Genomic DNA, 18,600 nt, shown 5'->3' on the forward strand with positions numbered 1-18,600 from the left:
CACCCCTATTTTATAATTTTTGGTTAAGAGATTAACGACGACGATAAACCCCGCGCCAGATCCGACAAGGCCGCCCGGGCCGACACGGCGCGCGACGCGGGGTCCACCGGGGGATGGGCCGACGCCCGTCGAAGGGCGGTCGCCAGCGACTCCGCGGTCCAATCGCCCGGCCTGAGAACGGGGGCCCCCATCTCCTCCCCCAAAAGGGCCACCTTGCCGTGGGCCGCCAGCGCGACCACCGGTCTCTCCGCCAAGGCGGCCAACACCAAACCGTGGTAACGCATCGAAACCACGACGTCCGCCTCCATCAACCGTCGGGGGATTTCCTCGGGGGCGGCCCAGGCCCATGTTTCGACCTCCCCTCGCAAACGCCCGCGCAACGCCCGCAAGGGCTCCTCGTCCTGGGGGGGGTGCAAAGGCAGGAGCGCGTGCTCGAAATCGGTGAGACCGTTGATTACCGCCGCCAATCGCTCCACGGTGGTGGCGCCGTCGGGAAAACGCGGAATCCACAAAACCCGACGGGATCTCCCCCCCGGCGCGGCCGGGGCGGAAACGGGCAAAGCCCAAACCGTGTCGGCCATCACGACGCTGGCGACCCCGAGCCCGGCGAGGGCCGTCCGGGAAGCTTCATCCCGCACCCAAACCCCGCGGGCCCGGCGCAGCGCCGCCGCGGTGGCGCGCAAGGCGAGCGGCGGCAAATCGGGATCCACCCCCACGCCGAACACCCAGAAGGGTTTGCCGAGAATCCCCATCGCCGCGGGCAGGGCCAGATACGCCGCGAGGCTCCGCCGACTGGTGCGGATCTGAAAGAGTTCCCCCCCGCCCAGAACCAGCCCGCGGGCGTCGCGCAGGGCGGACAGAACCGCGCCGGGATGGTGTCGGGAAACTCCGCCGGGAAAGGCGGGGCGCGGTCCGGCCAGATACCGCAAGCCGGCCCCCGCGACGGGGAGCAGCGCCTCGCGCAGCAGGCGAAGGATCAATTCATCGCCGGCGTTGCCGTAACCAAAATAACCGGCGAGCAGGATCAGGGGAGGTTTTGCCAACGCCGTTCCGCCCACCGAAGGAGGTGAATCAGGGTTCCCCCCAACAGGGCGCCGATCCACAACCCATGATAGACGCGCAGGAAAGACACCGACAAAGGCGTGTGGGCGTGGCAGAACGTGTTGATCACGGACAGTTGACCGATCAAACCGGCCAACAGGAACGGCCGATGGTCGTGGAAAAGAAAATGCAGAGTTTGGGCGGCGGGACCGGCCCCTTCCGGAAGGCGAAACCCGCCCCCCCGGGCCTTTAAATAAAACCCCACAAGGAGCAACGGATGGCCGATCAGGAATTCTTTAAACCGCGGACGCACGCCGAACAACGATTCCAGCGCCCCGCGAACGTTCAATTCGATCCCCGAGGCGGACAGGAAATCGTTGCCGCTGCGCACGACGTACACCCCCAGCACGCCCAAGGCGATCAACCCGAAACCGAGGCGCCCGACGGTGATGGGCTCGTGCAAGAAATGGCGGATCTCCTTGGCCTGGAAGAGGAGGAAAAGGCCCGCCAGAAGCGGAACCACGAGGGCCACCTTGACCCCGCGAAACACCGCCACCCCCATGAGAAAATCGGGGGTCGCCAGGAGGGCCCCCAGCACGAGCGCCGTGAGGAGAGTGACACCCATCAAACGCAGGGGCGCTTCTTCGGGGGACCAGCGCCGCACCGCCAGGAAAAATCCCAACCAGGGCCCGCCGATGGCCAACAACAACGCCAGCGCTTGGCGGACACCGGTCGGCAGGGGCGCCAGGGCGCGCGGCCAGGCCCCGCTTCGGGGCTGGGCCGCTTCCGTCCGGAACCCGTCGGCGCGCAGGGCCGTCGCCAGATCCACAACAAAAGCGGCGTTGGCGCGGGAGGACAATCCGGGGAACAAACGCACGTACAAAAACCGGACGCCGCGCTCCCGCACGGCGCGGCGAAAACGCGCGAGAACGACGCGTGGGTTGGATTTGGCGATCTCCTCCTCGGTCAGGCCGTGGCCCCGTATCAAACGGTGCGGAAACCGCCGCGCCAATTCGGCGAGGCCCCGTTGACGGGAGAACTCCATCCACGGCAGATAAAAAGCGTTGGTTGAAATCCAAGACGCCACGGGGGAGAGATCGGGATACCCCAGAACGGACGCGCCCGTGAAAAGAACCCCCCGCACCGCCGGCCCCTTGGACCAGGGCCGGGACGTCCGATCCCACCGGGATTGCCAGTCGGTGAACGGGGCGGCCTCGGGCCGCAGAGTCACCGCCAGGCCGTCGGGCAGCCGCGGGGCCCACTCCTCGAGCCGCTCGCGCAAGCGATATCCGGGGTCCCAATAGACGCCGACACTCGACACCCCCGCTTCGGCCAGTCTCTCCAAGAAAATCCGCGTGCCGTCCACGTCGTCCTCGCCGAACATTTGCAGAACGTCGGACCCGTCCAGGCAGATTTCGACGCCCGCGTCCCGTTCCCACAGGGCCCGCGACAAGAGACCGTGGACCACAAAAAGCGAAGCCCAAAACGCCACCAAAAAGATGGCCGCGCCGCGGGCGGTCCACGAACGGGAACGCCCGATCCAAGACCGCAGTGTGGTTTTCACGCCGCCTCCGCTTTTTTGAGCGCCCGCGCCTTTTCATACAGTTCCAGGTAACGGGCCACCGAAGCCGTCCAATCCAGGGTCAAGGCCATGCCCCGCTTTTGAATCTCGCGCCAGCGGCGGGGGTCCGCCCCGTGGAAAGCCACCGCCCGGCGCAACGCGTCCCGGAAAAACACCGTCTCCACCCGGTCCGCGACAAACCCCACGCCGGCCTGGCCATCGGCCGACACGTTTTCAACGGTGTCCTTCAAACCGCCCGTCGGCGTGACGACCGGCACGGCGCCGTAACGCAGGGCGATCAACTGGCCCAAGCCACAGGGTTCGAAGCGGGAGGGCATGAGGAAAACATCGATGCCGCCGTAAATTTTGTGCGCCAGGGGCTCGTTGAAATCATGGAACGACGCCACCCGCCGGGGGTGCTTGCGGGCGAATGTTTTGAGACCGGCTTGATAAGACGGCGTCCCCGCGCCCAGGAAGACCGCCTGGCACCCGTTTTCAATAAATTCGCTAAGAATGTCCAAAACAATATCGAACCCTTTTTGGGGGTCCAGGCGGGACACCATTCCAAAAATCGGAGCCCGCGGATCGACGCTGAGACCGGCGAACTTTTGAAGGTCCTCTTTGCAGGCCGCGCGCCCCCCCAGGCTTTTGGCCGAATACCGCTTGGCCAAGTGCGGGTCCCGGGCGGGGTTCCAAACGCGGGTGTCCAATCCGTTCAGGACCCCGAAAAAGCGGTCCGTCCGAAGGCGTAAAAAACCGTCCACGCCGCGGCCGAACTCTTCGGATTGAACTTCCCGCGCGTACGTGGGGCTGACGGTGGTGATAATTTGGGAAAAGGCGACCCCCGCTTTGAGGAAATTGATGCGATCGTAAAATTCCAGTTTCTCTTTGGTGAAAGAATCCCAACTCAAACCGGCCAACCCCAGGGTTTCCTTGGGGAACACCCCCTGGTAGGCCAAATTATGGATACTGAACACCGAGGCCGTGGGAATGAAAAAGGCGTCTTGGCGGTAAGCGTCGGCCAAAAGCGCGGGCACCAATCCGCTCTGCCAATCGTGGGTGTGCAACACGTCCGGGCGAAACCCGACGGCTTTGCACAATTCAAGCACCGCCCGCGAAAAAACGATGTAGCGCACATCGTTGTCGGCGAAATCCCGGCCTTCGGCGTCGCAGTAAACGCCGTCGCGTTCGAAATGGAGCGGGCTGTCGATCAGGTAGGCCGGCACGCGGGGCCCGAACCGGGTTTCCCAGACCCGCACGGGGATTTCCGTCCCCCCGAGGGGAACGCGCAGGGTGAACGGCAGGGGCGTCAACGGGTGGGGCGTTTGCCGGATGTCCCGGTATTTCGGCAGGACCACGCGCACGTCGTGGCGTTGGCGTTTCAACGCCTCCGCGAGGGCGCCGACCACGTCGCCCAACCCGCCGGTTTTTATGAAGGGAACCGCTTCGCTGGCCGCGAAGAGGATTTTCATGGACGGATCAGGGTTTGGCTTCCCTCAAGTACAGGGCGGCCTGTTCCGGGGGCGTGGGGTTGATGTAAAACCCCGCGCCCCACTCAAAGCCCGCGGTGTGCACGATCTTGGGCATGAGCTCAATGTGCCAATGGTAGTGGGCAACCCCGTGACTTTTGAGGGGCTCGGAGTGGATGACGAAATTGTAGGCGGGGTTGTCCAACACCCCGTTCATTCGCCCCAACACGCTTTTGAGGATCCGCGCGAGGGACAGATACTTTTCCTCGCTCAACGACGCGTAATCGGACCCGTGGTGGCGGGGCAGGATCCAGGTTTCAAAGGGAAACCGGCTCGCGAACGGTGCAAGCACGACGAAATCTTCGTTCATTTCCACGATGCGTTCTTTCTTTTCGGTCTCCGCGCGAAGAATGTCGCAGTAGATGCACCGGCCTTTTTGCTCGAAATACTCCTCGGCGCCGCGCAGTTCCTGTTTGACGCGGATCGGCACCATGGGGGTGGCGATCAATTGGGAATGGGCGTGGGCCAGGCTCGCGCCGGCGGCGCTGCCGTTGTTTTTAAACACAAGGATGTATTCGAACCGCGGGTCTTTTTTTAAATCCAAAATGCGATCCCGGTAAGCCCACAGAACGTCCCGAACCCGGGATTCGTCCAGATCCTCCAGGCGGCGGGAGTGGTCTTCCGTCTCGATAATGACCTCGTGAGCGCCCAGCCCGTCCATTTTATCGAACAAGTCCTCGCCCGTGCGGTGGAGGTCGCCTTCGATTTGCAGGGCCGGGTATTTGTTGGGCACGACCCGCACCCACCAGCCGGGGGCATTGGCGGGACGTCCCTTGGGCGCGAACGCCATGATCTCCGCGGGCGTCTTGTCCTCGTTGCCGGCGCAAAAGGGGCAGGGCACCGAACCCTGGGTTTCCCGGGGGGACGGCGCTCCCCCGGGCCGGCGGGAGCGCTCCGTCGAAATGATGACCCAACGACCGATGATTGGATCGCGGCGAAGCTCAGGCATGGGGGGCCTCCGGGTTGTCGCCCGCGGCGTTCACGGCCGCGGGCGCGGCGTCCACCGGGGGAGCCGCGGGGGCGGCCTCTTCCGAGGGGATCAATTCGTCCAAGCGGGGCAGCTCGTCCAACGACCTCAGCCCGAACTGCCGCATAAAATCCGTCGTGGTGCCGTAAAGGAGCGGGCGCCCCAGGGCCTCCTTGCGTCCCACGATTTTAATGAGTTTTCGCTCCAGCAGGGTCTCGACGACGCCCGTCACGTCGACGCCGCGAATGTCCTCGATTTCCCCCCGGGTGAGGGGTTGCTTGTAGGCGATGATCGACAGGGTCTCGAGCGCGGAGGGCGACAGCCGCAACGCGGTTTTTTCCTTGTAAAGCCGCCGGACCCATTGGCTGAAGGCGGGCCGCGACGCCAATTGGTACCCCTGGGCGATTTCCACCACTTGCATCGGGGATTGGCGCTCATCGAGCTCCCGGCCGAGCTGGGCCAGATCGTCCCGCAGTTCCATTTCCAGGGGGGCGTCGTCGCCCAACACGCGGAGCAACTCGGCCGGCTTGAGCGGCCGATCGGTCATCCAAAGCAACAATTCCAACACCTTGCGGCGTTCGTCACGTTCCATGAATCATCCCTCCGTGGGGGGCGGTGGTTCGTCCGGCAGGGGCGCCGCGGGCGTCGGTTCGGCCTCGGCGGTCGCGTACTCGACGGTCAATTCCCGGGGCAAGGCTTCCGCCCGGTACACCCGGATGTCGCCGAACGATTCCATCTGCCGCGCCACAATCTGGCGCAGGCGGATCAATTCCAACACCGCCAAAAAAGTCGAAATCAACGCGCGCCGGGTCCGTTCACGCGTCAGAATTTCCTTGAAGGTCGCGTAGGGGCGGTCGGCCAAATAACCGAGGATGTCCTTGATTTTGACCTCGAGGGGGACGTCTTCCGAATCGATTTCCCGAACGCGCGGCTTGAGATTCTCCAACACCTCGCGGAAGGCGTCGAGCAAATCAAACAGGGACGCTTCCATGGTGTAGTCCCCGTCGGCCAACAGCGGGGCGCCCCGGTAGTGGACGTCTTTGTGCGACTGCAACTTTTGTTCCAAATGCTTGGCGGCTTCTTTGTAACGCTGGTATTCCAAAAGGCGTTCAACGAGGTTGGCCCGCGGGTCCATTTCCTCCTCGGCCTCGCTGGAGGGCGCGGGCAGGAGCGCCCGGGCCTTGATTTGCATGAGGGTCGCGGCCGTCACGAGGAATTCCCCGGCGGCGTTCAGGTTCAAATCCTTCAACACCTCGACAATGGCCAGGTAATCGGCGGTGATGCGGGAAATGGGGATGTCGCGGATGTTGAGGTCGTTCTTCTTGATGAGGTACAAAAGCAGGTCGAGGGGACCCTCAAAGACCTCCAACTTGACTTCGTGGGCGGTGAACATGGTCATGGCGGCGCGGCGACGGACTCGTCGCGGTGTGCGATGGTCGCTCCTTTGGTGACGATTACGACCGCGGGCGCAGGCCCATGGCGGCCTGGGCTTCGGCGAGGGTGGCCTGGGCCACCGCGCGGGCGCGCCGGGAACCTTCCTCCAGCACGTCCCGCACCAACCCGGGCTTCCGGGCCAGCGCGGCCCGGCGTTCTTGAATGGCCTGAAGCGGTTCCAGCAAGGTGAGCAAATGTTTTTTACAGGCCACGCAACCGATGCGGCCGTCCCGGCATTCTTGCTCCCGGGCCGTCGCGTCGGGATTATAGATCTTGTGAAGGGCGAACACAACGCACCCCTCGGGATGGCCGGGGCTGTCCGCCTTGGTTTTCCGGGGATCGGTGTACATCTGTTGGATTTTTTTCCACAAAACATCGGGGGCGTCGCTCAATTCGACCGCGTTGCCGTAGGACTTGGACATTTTGCGTCCGTCCAACCCGGGCACCTTGGGGGCTTTGCCGAGGATGGCCTTGGGCTCGGGGAACACCGCGCCGTAGAGGCGGTTGAACCGTCGGGCGATTTCCTGGGTGAGTTCCAGATGGGACAGCTGGTCCTCGCCCACGGGGACGGCCTGGGCCTTGTAAAGCAGGATGTCGGCGGCCTGGAGCACCGGGTACCCCAAAAATCCGTGGGTGGTGATTTCCCGCCCGGTGATTTCCCGCAACTGCTCTTTATAGGTGGGGATACGCTCCAACCAGCCCAGCGGCGTGATCATGGAAAGCAAGAGGGCCAATTCCGAGTGCTCCGTCACCCGGGATTGAACGAAAATCACGGACTTCTCGGGGTCCAGGCCGGCGGCCAACCAGTCCAGCACCATGTCCTCGGTGCTGGCGGCGATGCCGCTTGTGTCTTCGTAACCGGTCGTGAGGGCGTGCAGGTCGGCGACCATAAAAAAACACCGGTGTAGTCCCCCGTTTTGAATTTGTATCCACGGGACCAACGCGCCCCAATAGTTGCCGAGGTGCAATTTGCCCGTGGGGCGCATGCCGGAAAGTACGGGAATGAGGTGGCTCATAGGAAAACCTTTTGAGGGAATGGGCCGGGATTTAACGCGTTTGCATCCACTCGGCGAACCTCCGATCGCGGGCTTTAAGGTGCCGGAGAACGCGTTCCGAAAGGAAACGACCGACGACCTCGGCCGAAACGAAGTTTTCATGGAACAGCGAGACCATGCCGCGCACATCGGTTACCAAGCTTGCGTGTTCCGCCCGATGCGCGGGCAAGTCCGGATAACCCGCCGATTCCATCCGCTCCTCCTCGGACTGAAAATGAGTCAAAACGTGGTGGAGCAAAAAATGCAGGGCCTTCACGGCGCCGTCGTGGCCATCCCCGTCACGCCGAACGCGTTCAAATTCGTGAAAACACGCCATCAATTCCTGATGCTCCCGGTCAATCCGGGGATCGCCCGTCGCCGCGGGCGCGGGGTAGGCCAGATCGTTCACATCGTTCATGGTGTTCCTTTCAATAACGAGAGGGTTATTCTCTGAAGCGCGCCCGGCGTGTCGTGACGTTTCAGCCAGGCCTCCGCCGCCCCCGGTCGCCGGGACAACAAGGCGGCCAACCGCTCCGGCAGCGGATCGATCGTCTCCGGGCCGCAAACGGGGAAATCCACCGGCCACGCCCAGGACGGGTCCCAATATTTCCAAAATCCCCAGTCCCATAGCAAGCGCAAAGCGGGCGCGGGGTCCTTCTCGCGAAGCAAATGAAACAATTCGTTGCGGCGTCGGACCGGACTGATCGCGCCGACCCGGTCGTCGTTCCCCGCTTGTTCGATCAACGCCCGGGTCGCCGGTTCGACGGTCCAACCGAACCGGCCGGCGTAACGCGCCGCCCGAAAGACGCGCGTGGGGTCATCGATAAAACTGCGCGGATGAAGGGCGCGGATCCAACCGCGTTCCAAATCCACCAAACCCCCCAGGGGGTCCCACAGGTCGCCCGAATCGACCGGCAGCCGCAAATAAAGCGTGTTCACGGTGAAGTCCCGGCGGCGCGCGTCCTCCGAGAGAGTCGCCGGACGAACGCGGGGCAGGGCCCCCGGGGACGCGTAAATCTCGGTCCGCGCCGTGGCCACGTCCAAAGTCGTTCCATCGGGGTAGGTGAGGGTGTGGGTCCCGAACGCCGCGTGGCTTTTGAGGCGCGCGCCCTCCACCGTGGCCAACGCCCGGACCACCGGCCCCGTGTCGCCTTCGACCACCACGTCCCAATCCTTCGAGGCGCGGCCCAGGATCAGATCGCGGACCCATCCGCCGACGACGGCGGAGGGGCGATCGCCGGCCTGGTCTCCCAACCGACGCAGACGGTCGCGCCAGAGGGCGGGAACGCGGGGCCAGAGGGCCGCGGCGTCCATCACCGGTTCTTGGGCATGCCGCTCAAGGCCCGCCGCCACTCTTCGTTCGTCGGATCGAACCGAACGGCCAACCGCAACGACGAACGAGCGGCCGCGAAGTTCCCGACGTCGAGCGCGATGCGGCCCAGCGTCCCGTGGACGGCCGCGTAAAAGGGCCGAATTTCCAGGGCCTGCTGAAGAACGTCCTGGCCCTCTTCGTAGCGGCCGTCCTCGTAATAAATTTCCCCCAAAACGACGAGAGGTTCGGCGTAGTCCGGATTTTTTTCGATGGCGCGCTTGAGCAATTCCTCGGCCGCCTCGGGGCGCTCCGAGCGCAAATGGGCGCGGGCCAGCCGGGTCAGGGCGACGCCGTTATCGGGGGACGCTTCGACAACTTTCTTGTATTGCGCGGCGGCGGCGGCCCCGCTTTGCTTCAACAAGCGGTCCCCCGCGCGCAGGGCCTCGAGGGCAGCGGATCCGACCAGGGTCGCCTCATCGAAATCCCCGATGACCCACACGGGGCCCAAGGCCCCCCGGGCGTTGTCCGTCGGTTTTTCAGTCAGATCGGCCAGCGAATCCCGCCAGGCTTTCTCCAGTTCGGCCTCCCCCAGGCCCAGCGTGTGGGAAAAAACCTCGGCCCGGGGTTGTTGATGAAAAGACGCCAGCAGGGTCGCGACTTTCTCCACGCCGAATTCTTTGACCAGGAAAGCGACGGCGTCCGATGTCTGGGCAAAAGCAAGATCCGTTCGTTCGGCGTTTTCCAAACCCAGGAACGACCCTTCCATGCGGGAGAACGGGATCAAACCGTCATCCAACGCGGCCCGGGTGAGCAAGGCCTTCGCGTGGGGCGTGTGCCGAAATCCCTCCGGACGTCGCCAAGCGATTTCCAGGTAACGCGCCACCCCTTCGCTCAACCAGGCGGGACACAACCCGCCCGACACCCGCCGGATGTGCCAATGGGCGTACTCGTGGACCAGGGCATCGATCCATCGGTAACCCAGGGCCGGCACGGACGGTGAAAGCGCCATCACGCGGTTGAAGCGGACGGTGGCGACCGCGCCGGTGCGCAATATTTTTTCTTTGGGGATTCCCGAGGCCCAGGCGTAGGCCTCGACCGAAGGCAAGATCTCGATGATCACCGGAGCGCTCGGGGTGGACCCGAAAAAATCCTCCACCCGTCCGTGGGCGCCGTCCAAAGCCGGGCGGGCATAGGAAACGAGGAACGCGTCGGCTTCGGGCGTGCGAAAAACGAAACGATCGTCGGGGATTTCCGTGAAGGCGCGTCCCCGCTCCACGAGCCCCTCCACCAGGGCGCGCCGCGTCTGCAGCCAGGCGTCTTTTTTTTCAACGAGTTCGAGGGCCTGAAGGGCGCCGACGTTGTTGCCGGCGTAAATTTCCTCCAACACGCGCAATCGGTTCGCCCCTTCGGTTTTGCCCGCGGCGACGAGGGCCTCCCGGTGGGCGGCCACGGGCAAAAACGCCTGGGCGTCCAAAAACGATTCGGCCAGGGAGAGGGGAACCGTCGACCGGGCCAGGGCGGCGGCGGGATCGGCCCAGTCGGCCAACGAGGGAGCCGACCGGACGGACGCCGCGCCCGCAAACAAGGAGGCCAAAACAAAAAACCGTTTCACAATCCGAGGCCGAACACCCGCCGGACCAGGGCGCCGATGGCGCCGGTGACGGTCACGGACAAAGCGATGATGAACAGATTCAAGGCGATGCGACGACGGACGGCCATCCCCGACAGAAACGCGAGGACCGAGGACACAACGATCGCGGCGACGGCGCCCGCCGCGATCGAAACCGCCGGCCCCTTGGCCCCCAGAAGGACGGGCAACACGGGGACGGTCGCACCGACGAAATAACTCACCCCCACGATCGCCCCGGCGGCGCCGGCCGACCCGGGGTCTTCGGCGGTGTGATCCTTTCCCAAAAAGCGGGCTTTCCCCTTCTGGACGAACCGGATTTCCCGCTCCGAGCTGGTGGCGGCGTAGGCGCCCGCCGCCATGGACAGCGCGCCGGCGACCGCCACGGCAACGCTGGCCCCGACCACCGCCCCCGGGGCCCGCAGCGCGGCGTAGAAACCGCTCACCGCGCCCAGGATTTCGACCAACCCGTCGTTGAACCCGAGAAATATGCCCCGAACCCGCTCCGGGTTCAACTTTCGGGCCGTGTAGGCCGAGACGATTTCGTCTTCGTGCTCGAATTCATCGCGGAGGATGCCCTGCAGGGCCTCCCCGAACGGGGTGTCTTTATAGGCGTCCCACAGCCGCAGGTATTTCCGAATGCCGTAAATTTCAATGCCCTCGAGGACCAAATGGATCGACGCGGGCCCCGCGAACCGGCAGCCGAGGGCCAACGTTCCCAATTTGAGACGGCGGCCCCAGTCCAACCGGTCGCGCCGCACGCCGAAAAAATCCTGCCAAAACGCGTGATGTTGGACTTCCACGGCCACGAGCTTGCCGAGCATCGCGGCCAGGGACCCCGTGGAAAGGTCGCGCAATCGCTCGTACAGGCGGAGGTCGAACAACTCGTCCAAAACCAAATCCTCGCCGTGGGCGCGGACGACTTTTTCGCGGTCGAAAACCATGCGCCCATTTTAGCAGTTTGATAAAGTGCCATTATGGCCTCGCGATCGGCGGCGGTGTTGGTGAGCGGCGGGTGGGACAGCTTGGTCCTGCTCGCCTGGGCCCTCCCCCGCCACGCCCGGGTTTTCCCCATTTATGTCCGTTGCGGACTGCGGTGGGAACGGCCCGAGCTCCACCGCTTGCGTCGCTTCCTGCGGGAATACCGCCCCCGGGGCCTCGCCCCGCTGACGGTCTTGGACCTCCCCATGGCCGACGTCTACGGGCATCACTGGAGCCGCACCGGACGCGGCGTGCCGGGAACGCGCTCCCGGGACGCCGCCGTTTACCTCCCCGGGCGCAACGCCCTTTTGCTGACGAAAGCGGGTGTGTTCGCCGCCACCCGGGGAATCGACGTTTTGTACATGGGGATTTTGTCGGCCAACCCCTTCGGCGACGCGAGCCCGGCCTTTCTCCAATCCCAGGAACGCGCCCTCTCGCTGGCCCTCGGAAAGCCGCTTCGGGTGCGGGCGCCTTTTCGACGAAAGACCAAAGCCGACTTGGCGCGCTGGGCCCGGGGACTTCCCCTGCGCCACGTTTTTTCGTGTTTGAATCCGCGGGGTCTGTCCCCCTGCGGGCGCTGCAACAAGTGCGCGGAATTGCAACGGATATTGGTAAAATAGCGCCCCATGAGCGATCGTCCGTTTCACGTCAGCGTGTTGGGCGCCGGTTCCGCCTACGGCGTCTACCTGGTCAAATGGGCCTTCCAACTTTTGCGGGACCCCCACGCCAACCGGGAAGGCCTGAGCCTGCCGGCCCTCGGATCGATCAGCTACTCCAACACCGACGCGCGAAACACCGCCCTCGTCTCGGAAGTGTTGCTGGACGACCTGCACCAAATGGCGGGCTTTGAGAACCTCACCGCCGATGACCTCCGCCGCCACGTTCGCCCCTACGAGCGCTGGCGGGAGATGGTTGAAAAAGAAAAACCCGATGTGGTCGTCCTGTGCTCTCCAACGGACACCCACGTCGCCATCGTCCGGGAATTGATCACCGGGTTCGGCGTCAAAAACATCCTGTGCGAAAACCCCGTCACCACCTTGACCGACGCCGACAGCCTTCCGGGGCTGACGAAACTCGTCCGCGAAGCCGGGGTGGTTTTCGGCGTGAACCAGCAATACGCCGCCCTGCCCGAGTTTTTAAAAGACCTGCGGTTGGATCCGGGCGCGCCCCAGGCGCCCACCTTCGGCCAGGTCTTCGAAAAAGCCGACGCCGCCCACATCACGTTCATCACCCACGGCACCCGCCCCTGGCGGCGGTTCGGTCACATCGGGGAATTGATTATTCTTGAGGACCTCGGCGCTCACGCTCTTCGCCTCATTCCCCCGGCGCTCTGGTCGCAACCTTTGACCGTTAAAAACGTCGTCCGGGAAGGCGACAACGTGTTTTTGAACCTGGTGGAGTACGAATTGCGTTTCGGCGCGGCGCCGGTGACCCTGGTGTTGGGCTATCGCCGGAAACTCAAAAGCCTTAAAATGGTTTACGGGAACGGCGACCGGGAATACGATTTTCACGTTACCGGCACGGTCTCGACGCCCACCGGCGAATTCACCCGGGGCATCGAAGGGAAGAATTACGCTTTCCCGTTCCGCTACGCCCTCCGAACCGACCTGGTAAAATACGCTTTCATGCGGTCGCTCGCGGGCCGCCCCCTGGTTCCCCTCGAGGACGCCCTCCGCTGCCAGGATCTCCTGCGGCGAATTTACGAAGGGTCCTCCCGGATCAAATGAGACGCGGGATCGCGGCGCTGACCCTCGCGCTTATTGTCCATGGATCGGGATTGAACGCGGGCGCCCCGCGGGTGCGACGACCGGATCTCTTTTTAAAAGTGTGGCGGCCTTTCCGCGCGGCGGTCCTCGCCGAAAACCCCGAAGGCATCAAACCGTTGACACGTTTCCCCGTTCAATTCATTTCCGAGAGCGGAACCGAGAAACGCTCGGCCAAAGACCTCGCGTCATGGTTTCCCATCCTGCTCAAATCCCCCTCCGGCGTGAAACCCCGCCAATCCGTCAAGCAGTACGTTTCGGAAAAAGAGGATTTGTCGGGACCGGAATTGGACGCCCTGCGCACCGGCGAAGTGGCCTTGGGCCCGCTGGTGTTCCGGCGCTTTGGGGAAAAATGGCTCTTTGCGGCGGCGCGGGTGGACGGGTCGGCCCCTCCGGAAGTTCCGACCTATTCCCCGCGCGTCCAAGAAAAAGAAACGGTCAACACGGCGGACATCGAAAGCGCGCCCCCCCCGGAGCCGGCGGCCCCGGTCGTGGAAATCATCGATGAAACGATTCCCTCCGGCATTCCCGCCGAGGAACCCGCGCCGGCCACGCCCCCGGCCCCACCGGTCCCGAAACCCGCGGCCCCCGCCAAACCGGCTTCGGCGCCCGCCGCACCGACGACCGAAAGCGGATTTCGCGGGTATTGGCGGTCGTTCCGCGACGCGGTGCTCGCCAACGATGTGCCGATGGTGAAAACAATGACAAAATTTTCCTTCGAGACCCGGGGGACCCAGGACGCCAGCCCCCTCAAGAAGCACGGCGCGCGGGATTTTGATTTGCTTTACCCCCGACTGCTCCAGGCCGATCCGAAAACCGGCCCGCTGCGGGACAGCATGCGGGAATTGATTTGGCGCAAACAGGATTTGACGGTCAACGAAATCGGCACCGCGGACAGCCTGGGCGAGATCCACGTCGGGGTGTTCGTTTTCAGGCGGGTGAAAAACCGCTGGGCCTTCGTCCGCGCCAACGTGGACGATTAAAGTCCCTTCACCATAAACTCCAGGCTTGTCCCTTCGTGTCCAGAAGGTCTCCCCAAGGAGGCGTCGGCTTTATCGCGTGCGTCTTAATGCTCGCCCGGAGGGGCCCCCCGCTCCCGATAAAAAATTCCAATAACTGGGGAACGGCGAGGCCGTGTGCACAGGGGGGTAATCCGGCGGCACGGTGGCTTTGGAGTTATACGACATCGCCATAAAAGGGTTTCCGTACAACTCCATCGCCGTGTAGGAAACGCTCCCCGCGCCCGAATAGCGCGGTGGACGGAAAACGAGCCTATCGAAATCCACATATTTTCCATGCAGATGGTAAATGCCTCGGGTCACCAGAGGAGAAAGGTTGTGGTACTTCGGATAAAGTCCTTCATTGTCCGCGTAATAAATCGAGAGCGCCGATCGAAGGACCCCCAGGTTCCCCTTCATGGCGGCCTCCCGGGATTTGTCGATCAAGTCCGCAAATTTTGGGATCGCAATGGCGGCCAACAGGGCCACGATCGCCACAACCAACATCAACTCAATGAGGGTGAATCCCCCCGTGGGAGGCGCGACGGGCTTTTTAGTGGTGGGAAGGGGTTTCATAGGATAACCCTATTTTTAAGGATATCCCCGCACGTCATTAATGACAAGGATTTTAGTACGGGAAATCGGATCTAAATTTTGGACACCGGCCTCTTGTACCACAACCGGCAAAGCGCCCGCACCCGAACCGCCCCCGGTACGGACAAGAGCAGAAGGTGGCCCAGCATCCGGGCCGGGCTGTACCAACGAAACTTCCGGCCCGAGGTGACCACGGCCGGGGCCGCCATCACCCGGAACCTTTGCCCGTGTCGGCGGGCCCAGCGCTGAAGCCGTCGGGAAAACCAAATTTCCTCGGAAGCGTAGAACCCCTCATCGAACCCTCCCGTCTCGATCCACGCGATGCGACGGCAGAACAGGAAACACCCGGCCGCCCAATTCAACCGAAGCGAAACGCGGTTCCAGAGGGCCGTCAAACCCCGGGCGATGCGGGGGGGCGGTTCCGCGAACATCACCGGCGCGCCCCCGCCGGCGATGTCGGTCCGGGCCATGGCCCGCAACGCGGCCGCCAGAAGGTCCGGGGACAATCGCGTGTCCGCGTCGATAAAGAGCAGCCACTCGCCCCGTGCTTCACCGGCCGCCCGGTTGCGCGCCCGGGCGATTTGATTGTGGGGCTCGAACACCACGCGGGCGCCGCTTCGGGCGGCGATGTCCGCCGTATCGTCGGTGGAGTTGTTGTCGCAAACGATCAATTCCCAATCGGACCAACCGACGGATTCGACCGCGGCGCGGACGCGCGCCAAGGTCTCGGGAAGCTCAACCGCTTCGTTGTAGGCGGGGATCAGTATGGACAGATTCACGTTATCCCTCATAAAACAAAAAAGCCGCGGAGAGTGTCAATCTCAGCGGCGTCCTTTGTTGCGATAGATGGAAATTCAAAAACCATTATCTTCTCCTTCCCAAATATCGCCCACAACTACTGGGACAATTTCCGCCTCACGCGGGAGTTCTACGTCCGTCCGGCTGAGCCGGTGAACCGCCAAGGGGTGTAGTTGCCCAATTCATTGGGCACCCAAATCGGGCCGCGTTTGAATTCCCCTCGCCCGCGTGCGGGAGAGGGTGCCCCGGACGGGGCAGGAGAGGGCGGACGTTCCCCTCGCCCCTTGGGAGAGGGTGGCCGAAGGCCGGGTGAGGGGCCGATTTTTCCGTCGGGAATTCATCCTTCACCTTTCAAAATTGAATTTGTGACGGTTATACCCGCCGCCTTTCAGCGCGCGACACACCGCGACGCGTCGTCTTCGCTGATCACGCATGACGAGAAGGGACGGCGCTCCGCGCCTCACGATCCCATCAGTCACACCGCCGCATCGTCGTCACTGCGAAGCATGACGAGAGGATGGACAAAGCCGCCGCCTCCCGTTGTCCATCCGACATCCCGCCGCGTCGTCGTTCTTGACGGCGGCGTCATCGTTGGCGGGGACAGAACCCGCCGCCATGTCACGGCGGGAAGGACGCCACAACCACACGCCGACATGATCCCGCCGCCCGTCCTCGTCGTCCCGCCGGATGGATGGACACCGCCGACGGGCGTCGTCTTCGTCCCGGCCGGAGGGATGACGGTCCCGGCTGTCGTCCCCTGGAAAACCGGAAGCCACCGCCGCCGAACGCCGGGACGATCTTTCCCGGCGGCTACGCCGCCGGGGAAAACCCCCGCCCTGTTTCGTGAATCGGGACCGGGGATCGTCATTCGGGCGCGTGGGGATGATCCCGCCCGGTTTCGTTTTCCCGACGGATGGACGCCGCCCGCCGCGAAAACCAGAAGAAGCCATCCCCCGGAAAGAAGCGGGTCCCGCGCCTGGAAAGAAAACCCGGGCGCTTGAGCATGGCTGGGGAAAGGCGGGGCGAACGTGGCGCTCCGCCGGAAAACCCCGGCGCTGTGCCGCTGGCGGGGAGAGGGGACCATCGCCCTGGCGCTCGAACAAAAACCCCCGCCCTGTGTCGTCCGGTGGAAAGACAAGGCCGCCCGCCCGGCCCGGCACGAGAAACGTGCGCCGGTCCAGGCGGGCTCGTTGGTCGCTGGCGGTGGAGTCGTCCGGCCGGGAGAGTGACGCTGTCCGCTCCGGTTTTCGGAGAAAACCCCGGCGCTGTGTCTCTGGCGGGGAAAGGGAACCATCGCCCCGGCGCTCGGACAGAAACCCCCGCCCTGTGTCGTCCGGCGGAGAATCCCGGCCGCGGCCCGGCCCGCCACAAGAACCGCGCGGCGGTCCAGGCCGCTCGTCTGGTGCTGGCGGTGGAATCGTCCGGCGGGAAAGTGACGCTGTCCGCTCCGATCTTCGGCCAAACCAAACCACCCCCCCGCAGAGTGTCGCCCTCCCGGACTTGACCCGCCGTCGCCCGGTGCAGGTCACGCCCCCGCCCGCCGTTGGCGGGCCCGCTGTCCGGGCCGGGGGGCCGGGCCGTTGGCCGGTGGCCTTTTGGGGGGGCGCGCGCACATAGGCCTTACCCTTCCTTTCATGTTTTCCTTCAAATGGCGTCCGCAGTTGGGGGGCTTGGGCTCACTCAGCGAGGGAGCCAGGCCCCCCGCCTTTGGACATCCTTTAAAGGCGGTCTTGCGTGGCCATGAGGCTCGGCCGCCAAGTCCGCCAGGTTTCCCCGCCGCCGGGAGAGATCCACCCTTCCGGCGGCGGGCGCGATTATTCCGACCATCCGACGATTTTGACCTGATGGCCATCAATCCAGGTTTTACCGCTTCCCGCCGTCGGCTCGATCAAGTAGTCCACCGCGTTTGGCTTCGGCCGCACGTCACGGATGATGACGGAGACCTCCAAGCCCCCGGTCTGGATGATCCCCTCCCGCCCAACTACCCGCTGCTCCTCGCTCAGACCCATTGACCCCTCCATTATATGTAATACATAATGCAGTATATAATGAGTCAAAAAAAACCGGCTACGATTTCTTCGCCTCTTTTTCGAGCAACCAGCGAACGAAATTTGAAATGCTCCGCTGATCTTTCTTGGCGAGAGCCCGTAGGGTTTTGACCTCTTCTTCGGTCATGCGGATCGTCACCGCTTTAACCCGTGGGTTACTGCTGGTCCTTACCACTTATAAAAAGTGTGACATAATGCATTACATAAAACAACGGGGTGCCACATTAAAAGTAACCTCAAAACCTTCTTTGGGCACTTTTCCTCGCCGTTGAACCATTCGTCATGGTCCTTGGGACCGAGGAAGACCGGGCACCGGTCGTGCCCGAAGCTTTTGATGTAGGGACGCGGTTCATAGGAAGACCAGCGGCGAAACGGCGGGTCTCCCGGTTTGGCGGATAGGTAATTATTTTACTTTTAACCTTGGCAAACGAGGTAAGGGCGTGAGGCCGCGAGTTGGTCTCGCTGAAAATGTTCACGACGTGGACGTTCCGTATCGTGAGAGCGTCCGCGATTAGGGAACGGTGGCACCGCCATGGCACCGCCTCGGCGCAGACAATGACGGTCGGCTTTTTTGCGGCCAGGTCCAGCAGTTTCCGGATCCCGGCTTCAAACGCCGGCGTCTGCATATAATCGGCGTAACCACGGAAGGATTTGTTCCTGAATCCTTGGTTCACGGAATCAACGCGCGCGTGCCGCAAACCGCCCAGCGATTTCATATGCCGATAATTGATTCGACGGTTCCGGAGGAATTTACCGAGCGTTTCCTTATTGAACTGCGGATTGTGCCGGGATCGCGGGATCGTCCGCACATCCACAAGCCTCCGAACGCCGTACGCCCGAAGTATTTTCACCAACTCATCTAGCGATCGGGTCGAATGGCCGAGAGTGAATATCTCCTGGCGTCGAGCCATCC

At 63.5% G+C, this 18,600-nt stretch carries 19 protein-coding genes and 1 pseudogene; 4 read left to right on the forward strand and 16 right to left on the reverse strand.

Annotated elements, in window-relative coordinates; all coding sequences use genetic code 11:
* Window positions 1-23: 23 nt before the first annotated feature.
* The 11 genes from IPI56_06615 to IPI56_06665 are packed head-to-tail and all read right to left on the reverse strand — an operon-like array spanning window position 24 to window position 11,449.
* Window positions 24-1,043 (reverse strand): polysaccharide pyruvyl transferase family protein, encoded by a 1,020-nt coding sequence (locus tag IPI56_06615; GenBank protein ID MBK7545400.1) that lies wholly within the window; start codon window positions 1,041-1,043, stop codon window positions 24-26.
* A complete protein-coding gene (locus tag IPI56_06620) occupies window positions 1,025-2,605 on the reverse strand; it encodes a hypothetical protein (GenBank protein MBK7545401.1) in 1,581 nt (526 codons plus the stop codon). The genes IPI56_06615 and IPI56_06620 overlap by 19 nt, the downstream gene beginning before the upstream one ends.
* Entirely contained in the window at window positions 2,602-4,074 is a 1,473-nt protein-coding gene (gene glgA, locus IPI56_06625; protein MBK7545402.1) for a glycogen synthase GlgA, read from the reverse strand. The genes IPI56_06620 and glgA overlap by 4 nt, the downstream gene beginning before the upstream one ends.
* Window positions 4,075-4,081: 7 nt before the next feature.
* Window positions 4,082-5,080 (reverse strand): galactose-1-phosphate uridylyltransferase, encoded by a 999-nt coding sequence (galT, locus tag IPI56_06630; protein MBK7545403.1) that lies wholly within the window; start codon window positions 5,078-5,080, stop codon window positions 4,082-4,084.
* Window positions 5,073-5,690 (reverse strand): SMC-Scp complex subunit ScpB, encoded by a 618-nt coding sequence (gene scpB, locus IPI56_06635; protein MBK7545404.1) that lies wholly within the window; start codon window positions 5,688-5,690, stop codon window positions 5,073-5,075. The genes galT and scpB overlap by 8 nt, the downstream gene beginning before the upstream one ends.
* Window positions 5,691-5,693: 3 nt before the next feature.
* On the reverse strand, window positions 5,694-6,497 hold the full coding sequence (locus tag IPI56_06640) for a segregation/condensation protein A (GenBank protein MBK7545405.1): 804 nt from the start codon (window positions 6,495-6,497) through the stop codon (window positions 5,694-5,696).
* Window positions 6,498-6,552: 55 nt separating this feature from the next.
* Window positions 6,553-7,548, reverse strand: a complete 996-nt coding sequence (gene trpS / locus IPI56_06645; protein ID MBK7545406.1) for a tryptophan--tRNA ligase — start codon at window positions 7,546-7,548, stop codon at window positions 6,553-6,555.
* Window positions 7,549-7,579: 31 nt separating this feature from the next.
* Window positions 7,580-7,984, reverse strand: coding sequence for a hemerythrin family protein (locus IPI56_06650; protein ID MBK7545407.1), 405 nt, complete (start codon window positions 7,982-7,984; stop codon window positions 7,580-7,582).
* Window positions 7,981-8,919, reverse strand: coding sequence for a CCA tRNA nucleotidyltransferase (locus tag IPI56_06655; protein ID MBK7545408.1), 939 nt, complete (start codon window positions 8,917-8,919; stop codon window positions 7,981-7,983). Before IPI56_06655 ends, IPI56_06650 begins: the two co-directional genes overlap by 4 nt.
* Window positions 8,880-10,490 carry a tetratricopeptide repeat protein gene (locus IPI56_06660; protein MBK7545409.1) on the reverse strand — a complete coding sequence of 537 codons (1,611 nt, stop codon included), beginning with the start codon at window positions 10,488-10,490 and terminating at the stop codon, window positions 8,880-8,882. The genes IPI56_06655 and IPI56_06660 overlap by 40 nt, the downstream gene beginning before the upstream one ends.
* Complete coding sequence (locus IPI56_06665; GenBank protein ID MBK7545410.1) at window positions 10,487-11,449, reverse strand: VIT1/CCC1 transporter family protein; 963 nt, start codon at window positions 11,447-11,449, stop codon at window positions 10,487-10,489. Before IPI56_06665 ends, IPI56_06660 begins: the two co-directional genes overlap by 4 nt.
* Before the next feature lie 33 nt (window positions 11,450-11,482).
* On the opposite strand from IPI56_06665, the gene IPI56_06670 reads away from it, so the two are divergent.
* Genes IPI56_06670 through IPI56_06680 form a run of 3 tightly spaced genes read left to right on the forward strand, consistent with a single transcriptional unit; the run spans window position 11,483 to window position 14,232 of the window.
* Window positions 11,483-12,106, forward strand: coding sequence for a 7-cyano-7-deazaguanine synthase (locus IPI56_06670; GenBank protein MBK7545411.1), 624 nt, complete (start codon window positions 11,483-11,485; stop codon window positions 12,104-12,106).
* A gap of 6 nt (window positions 12,107-12,112) precedes the next feature.
* On the forward strand, window positions 12,113-13,213 hold the full coding sequence (locus IPI56_06675) for a Gfo/Idh/MocA family oxidoreductase (protein ID MBK7545412.1): 1,101 nt from the start codon (window positions 12,113-12,115) through the stop codon (window positions 13,211-13,213).
* The gene (locus IPI56_06680) at window positions 13,210-14,232 is read left to right on the forward strand and encodes a hypothetical protein (GenBank protein ID MBK7545413.1); all 1,023 of its coding nucleotides are present in this window, start codon (window positions 13,210-13,212) and stop codon (window positions 14,230-14,232) included. The genes IPI56_06675 and IPI56_06680 overlap by 4 nt, the downstream gene beginning before the upstream one ends.
* A 468-nt stretch (window positions 14,233-14,700) precedes the next feature.
* Here the strand turns inward: IPI56_06680 and IPI56_06685 are convergent.
* Window positions 14,701-14,823 (reverse strand): annotated as a pseudogene (locus IPI56_06685) (prepilin-type N-terminal cleavage/methylation domain-containing protein).
* Between the two features lie 71 nt (window positions 14,824-14,894).
* Window positions 14,895-15,632 (reverse strand): glycosyltransferase, encoded by a 738-nt coding sequence (locus tag IPI56_06690; GenBank protein MBK7545414.1) that lies wholly within the window; start codon window positions 15,630-15,632, stop codon window positions 14,895-14,897.
* A gap of 1,035 nt (window positions 15,633-16,667) precedes the next feature.
* Between IPI56_06690 and IPI56_06695 the strand changes: the two genes are divergently transcribed.
* The gene (locus IPI56_06695; GenBank protein MBK7545415.1) at window positions 16,668-16,868 is read left to right on the forward strand and encodes a hypothetical protein; all 201 of its coding nucleotides are present in this window, start codon (window positions 16,668-16,670) and stop codon (window positions 16,866-16,868) included.
* A 585-nt stretch (window positions 16,869-17,453) separates the two neighbouring features.
* Here the strand turns inward: IPI56_06695 and IPI56_06700 are convergent.
* The 3 genes from IPI56_06700 to IPI56_06710 form a co-directional block, all read right to left on the reverse strand.
* Window positions 17,454-17,648 carry a hypothetical protein gene (locus tag IPI56_06700; GenBank protein ID MBK7545416.1) on the reverse strand — a complete coding sequence of 65 codons (195 nt, stop codon included), beginning with the start codon at window positions 17,646-17,648 and terminating at the stop codon, window positions 17,454-17,456.
* A 58-nt stretch (window positions 17,649-17,706) separates the two neighbouring features.
* Complete coding sequence (locus IPI56_06705; protein MBK7545417.1) at window positions 17,707-17,814, reverse strand: hypothetical protein; 108 nt, start codon at window positions 17,812-17,814, stop codon at window positions 17,707-17,709.
* Window positions 17,815-17,923: 109 nt separating this feature from the next.
* Entirely contained in the window at window positions 17,924-18,598 is a 675-nt protein-coding gene (locus tag IPI56_06710; protein ID MBK7545418.1) for a DUF488 domain-containing protein, read from the reverse strand.
* Between the last annotated feature and the right edge of the window lie 2 nt (window positions 18,599-18,600).

The organism is Elusimicrobiota bacterium (assembly GCA_016706425.1).
Classification (GTDB): Bacteria; Elusimicrobiota; Elusimicrobia; order FEN-1173; family FEN-1173; genus JADJJR01.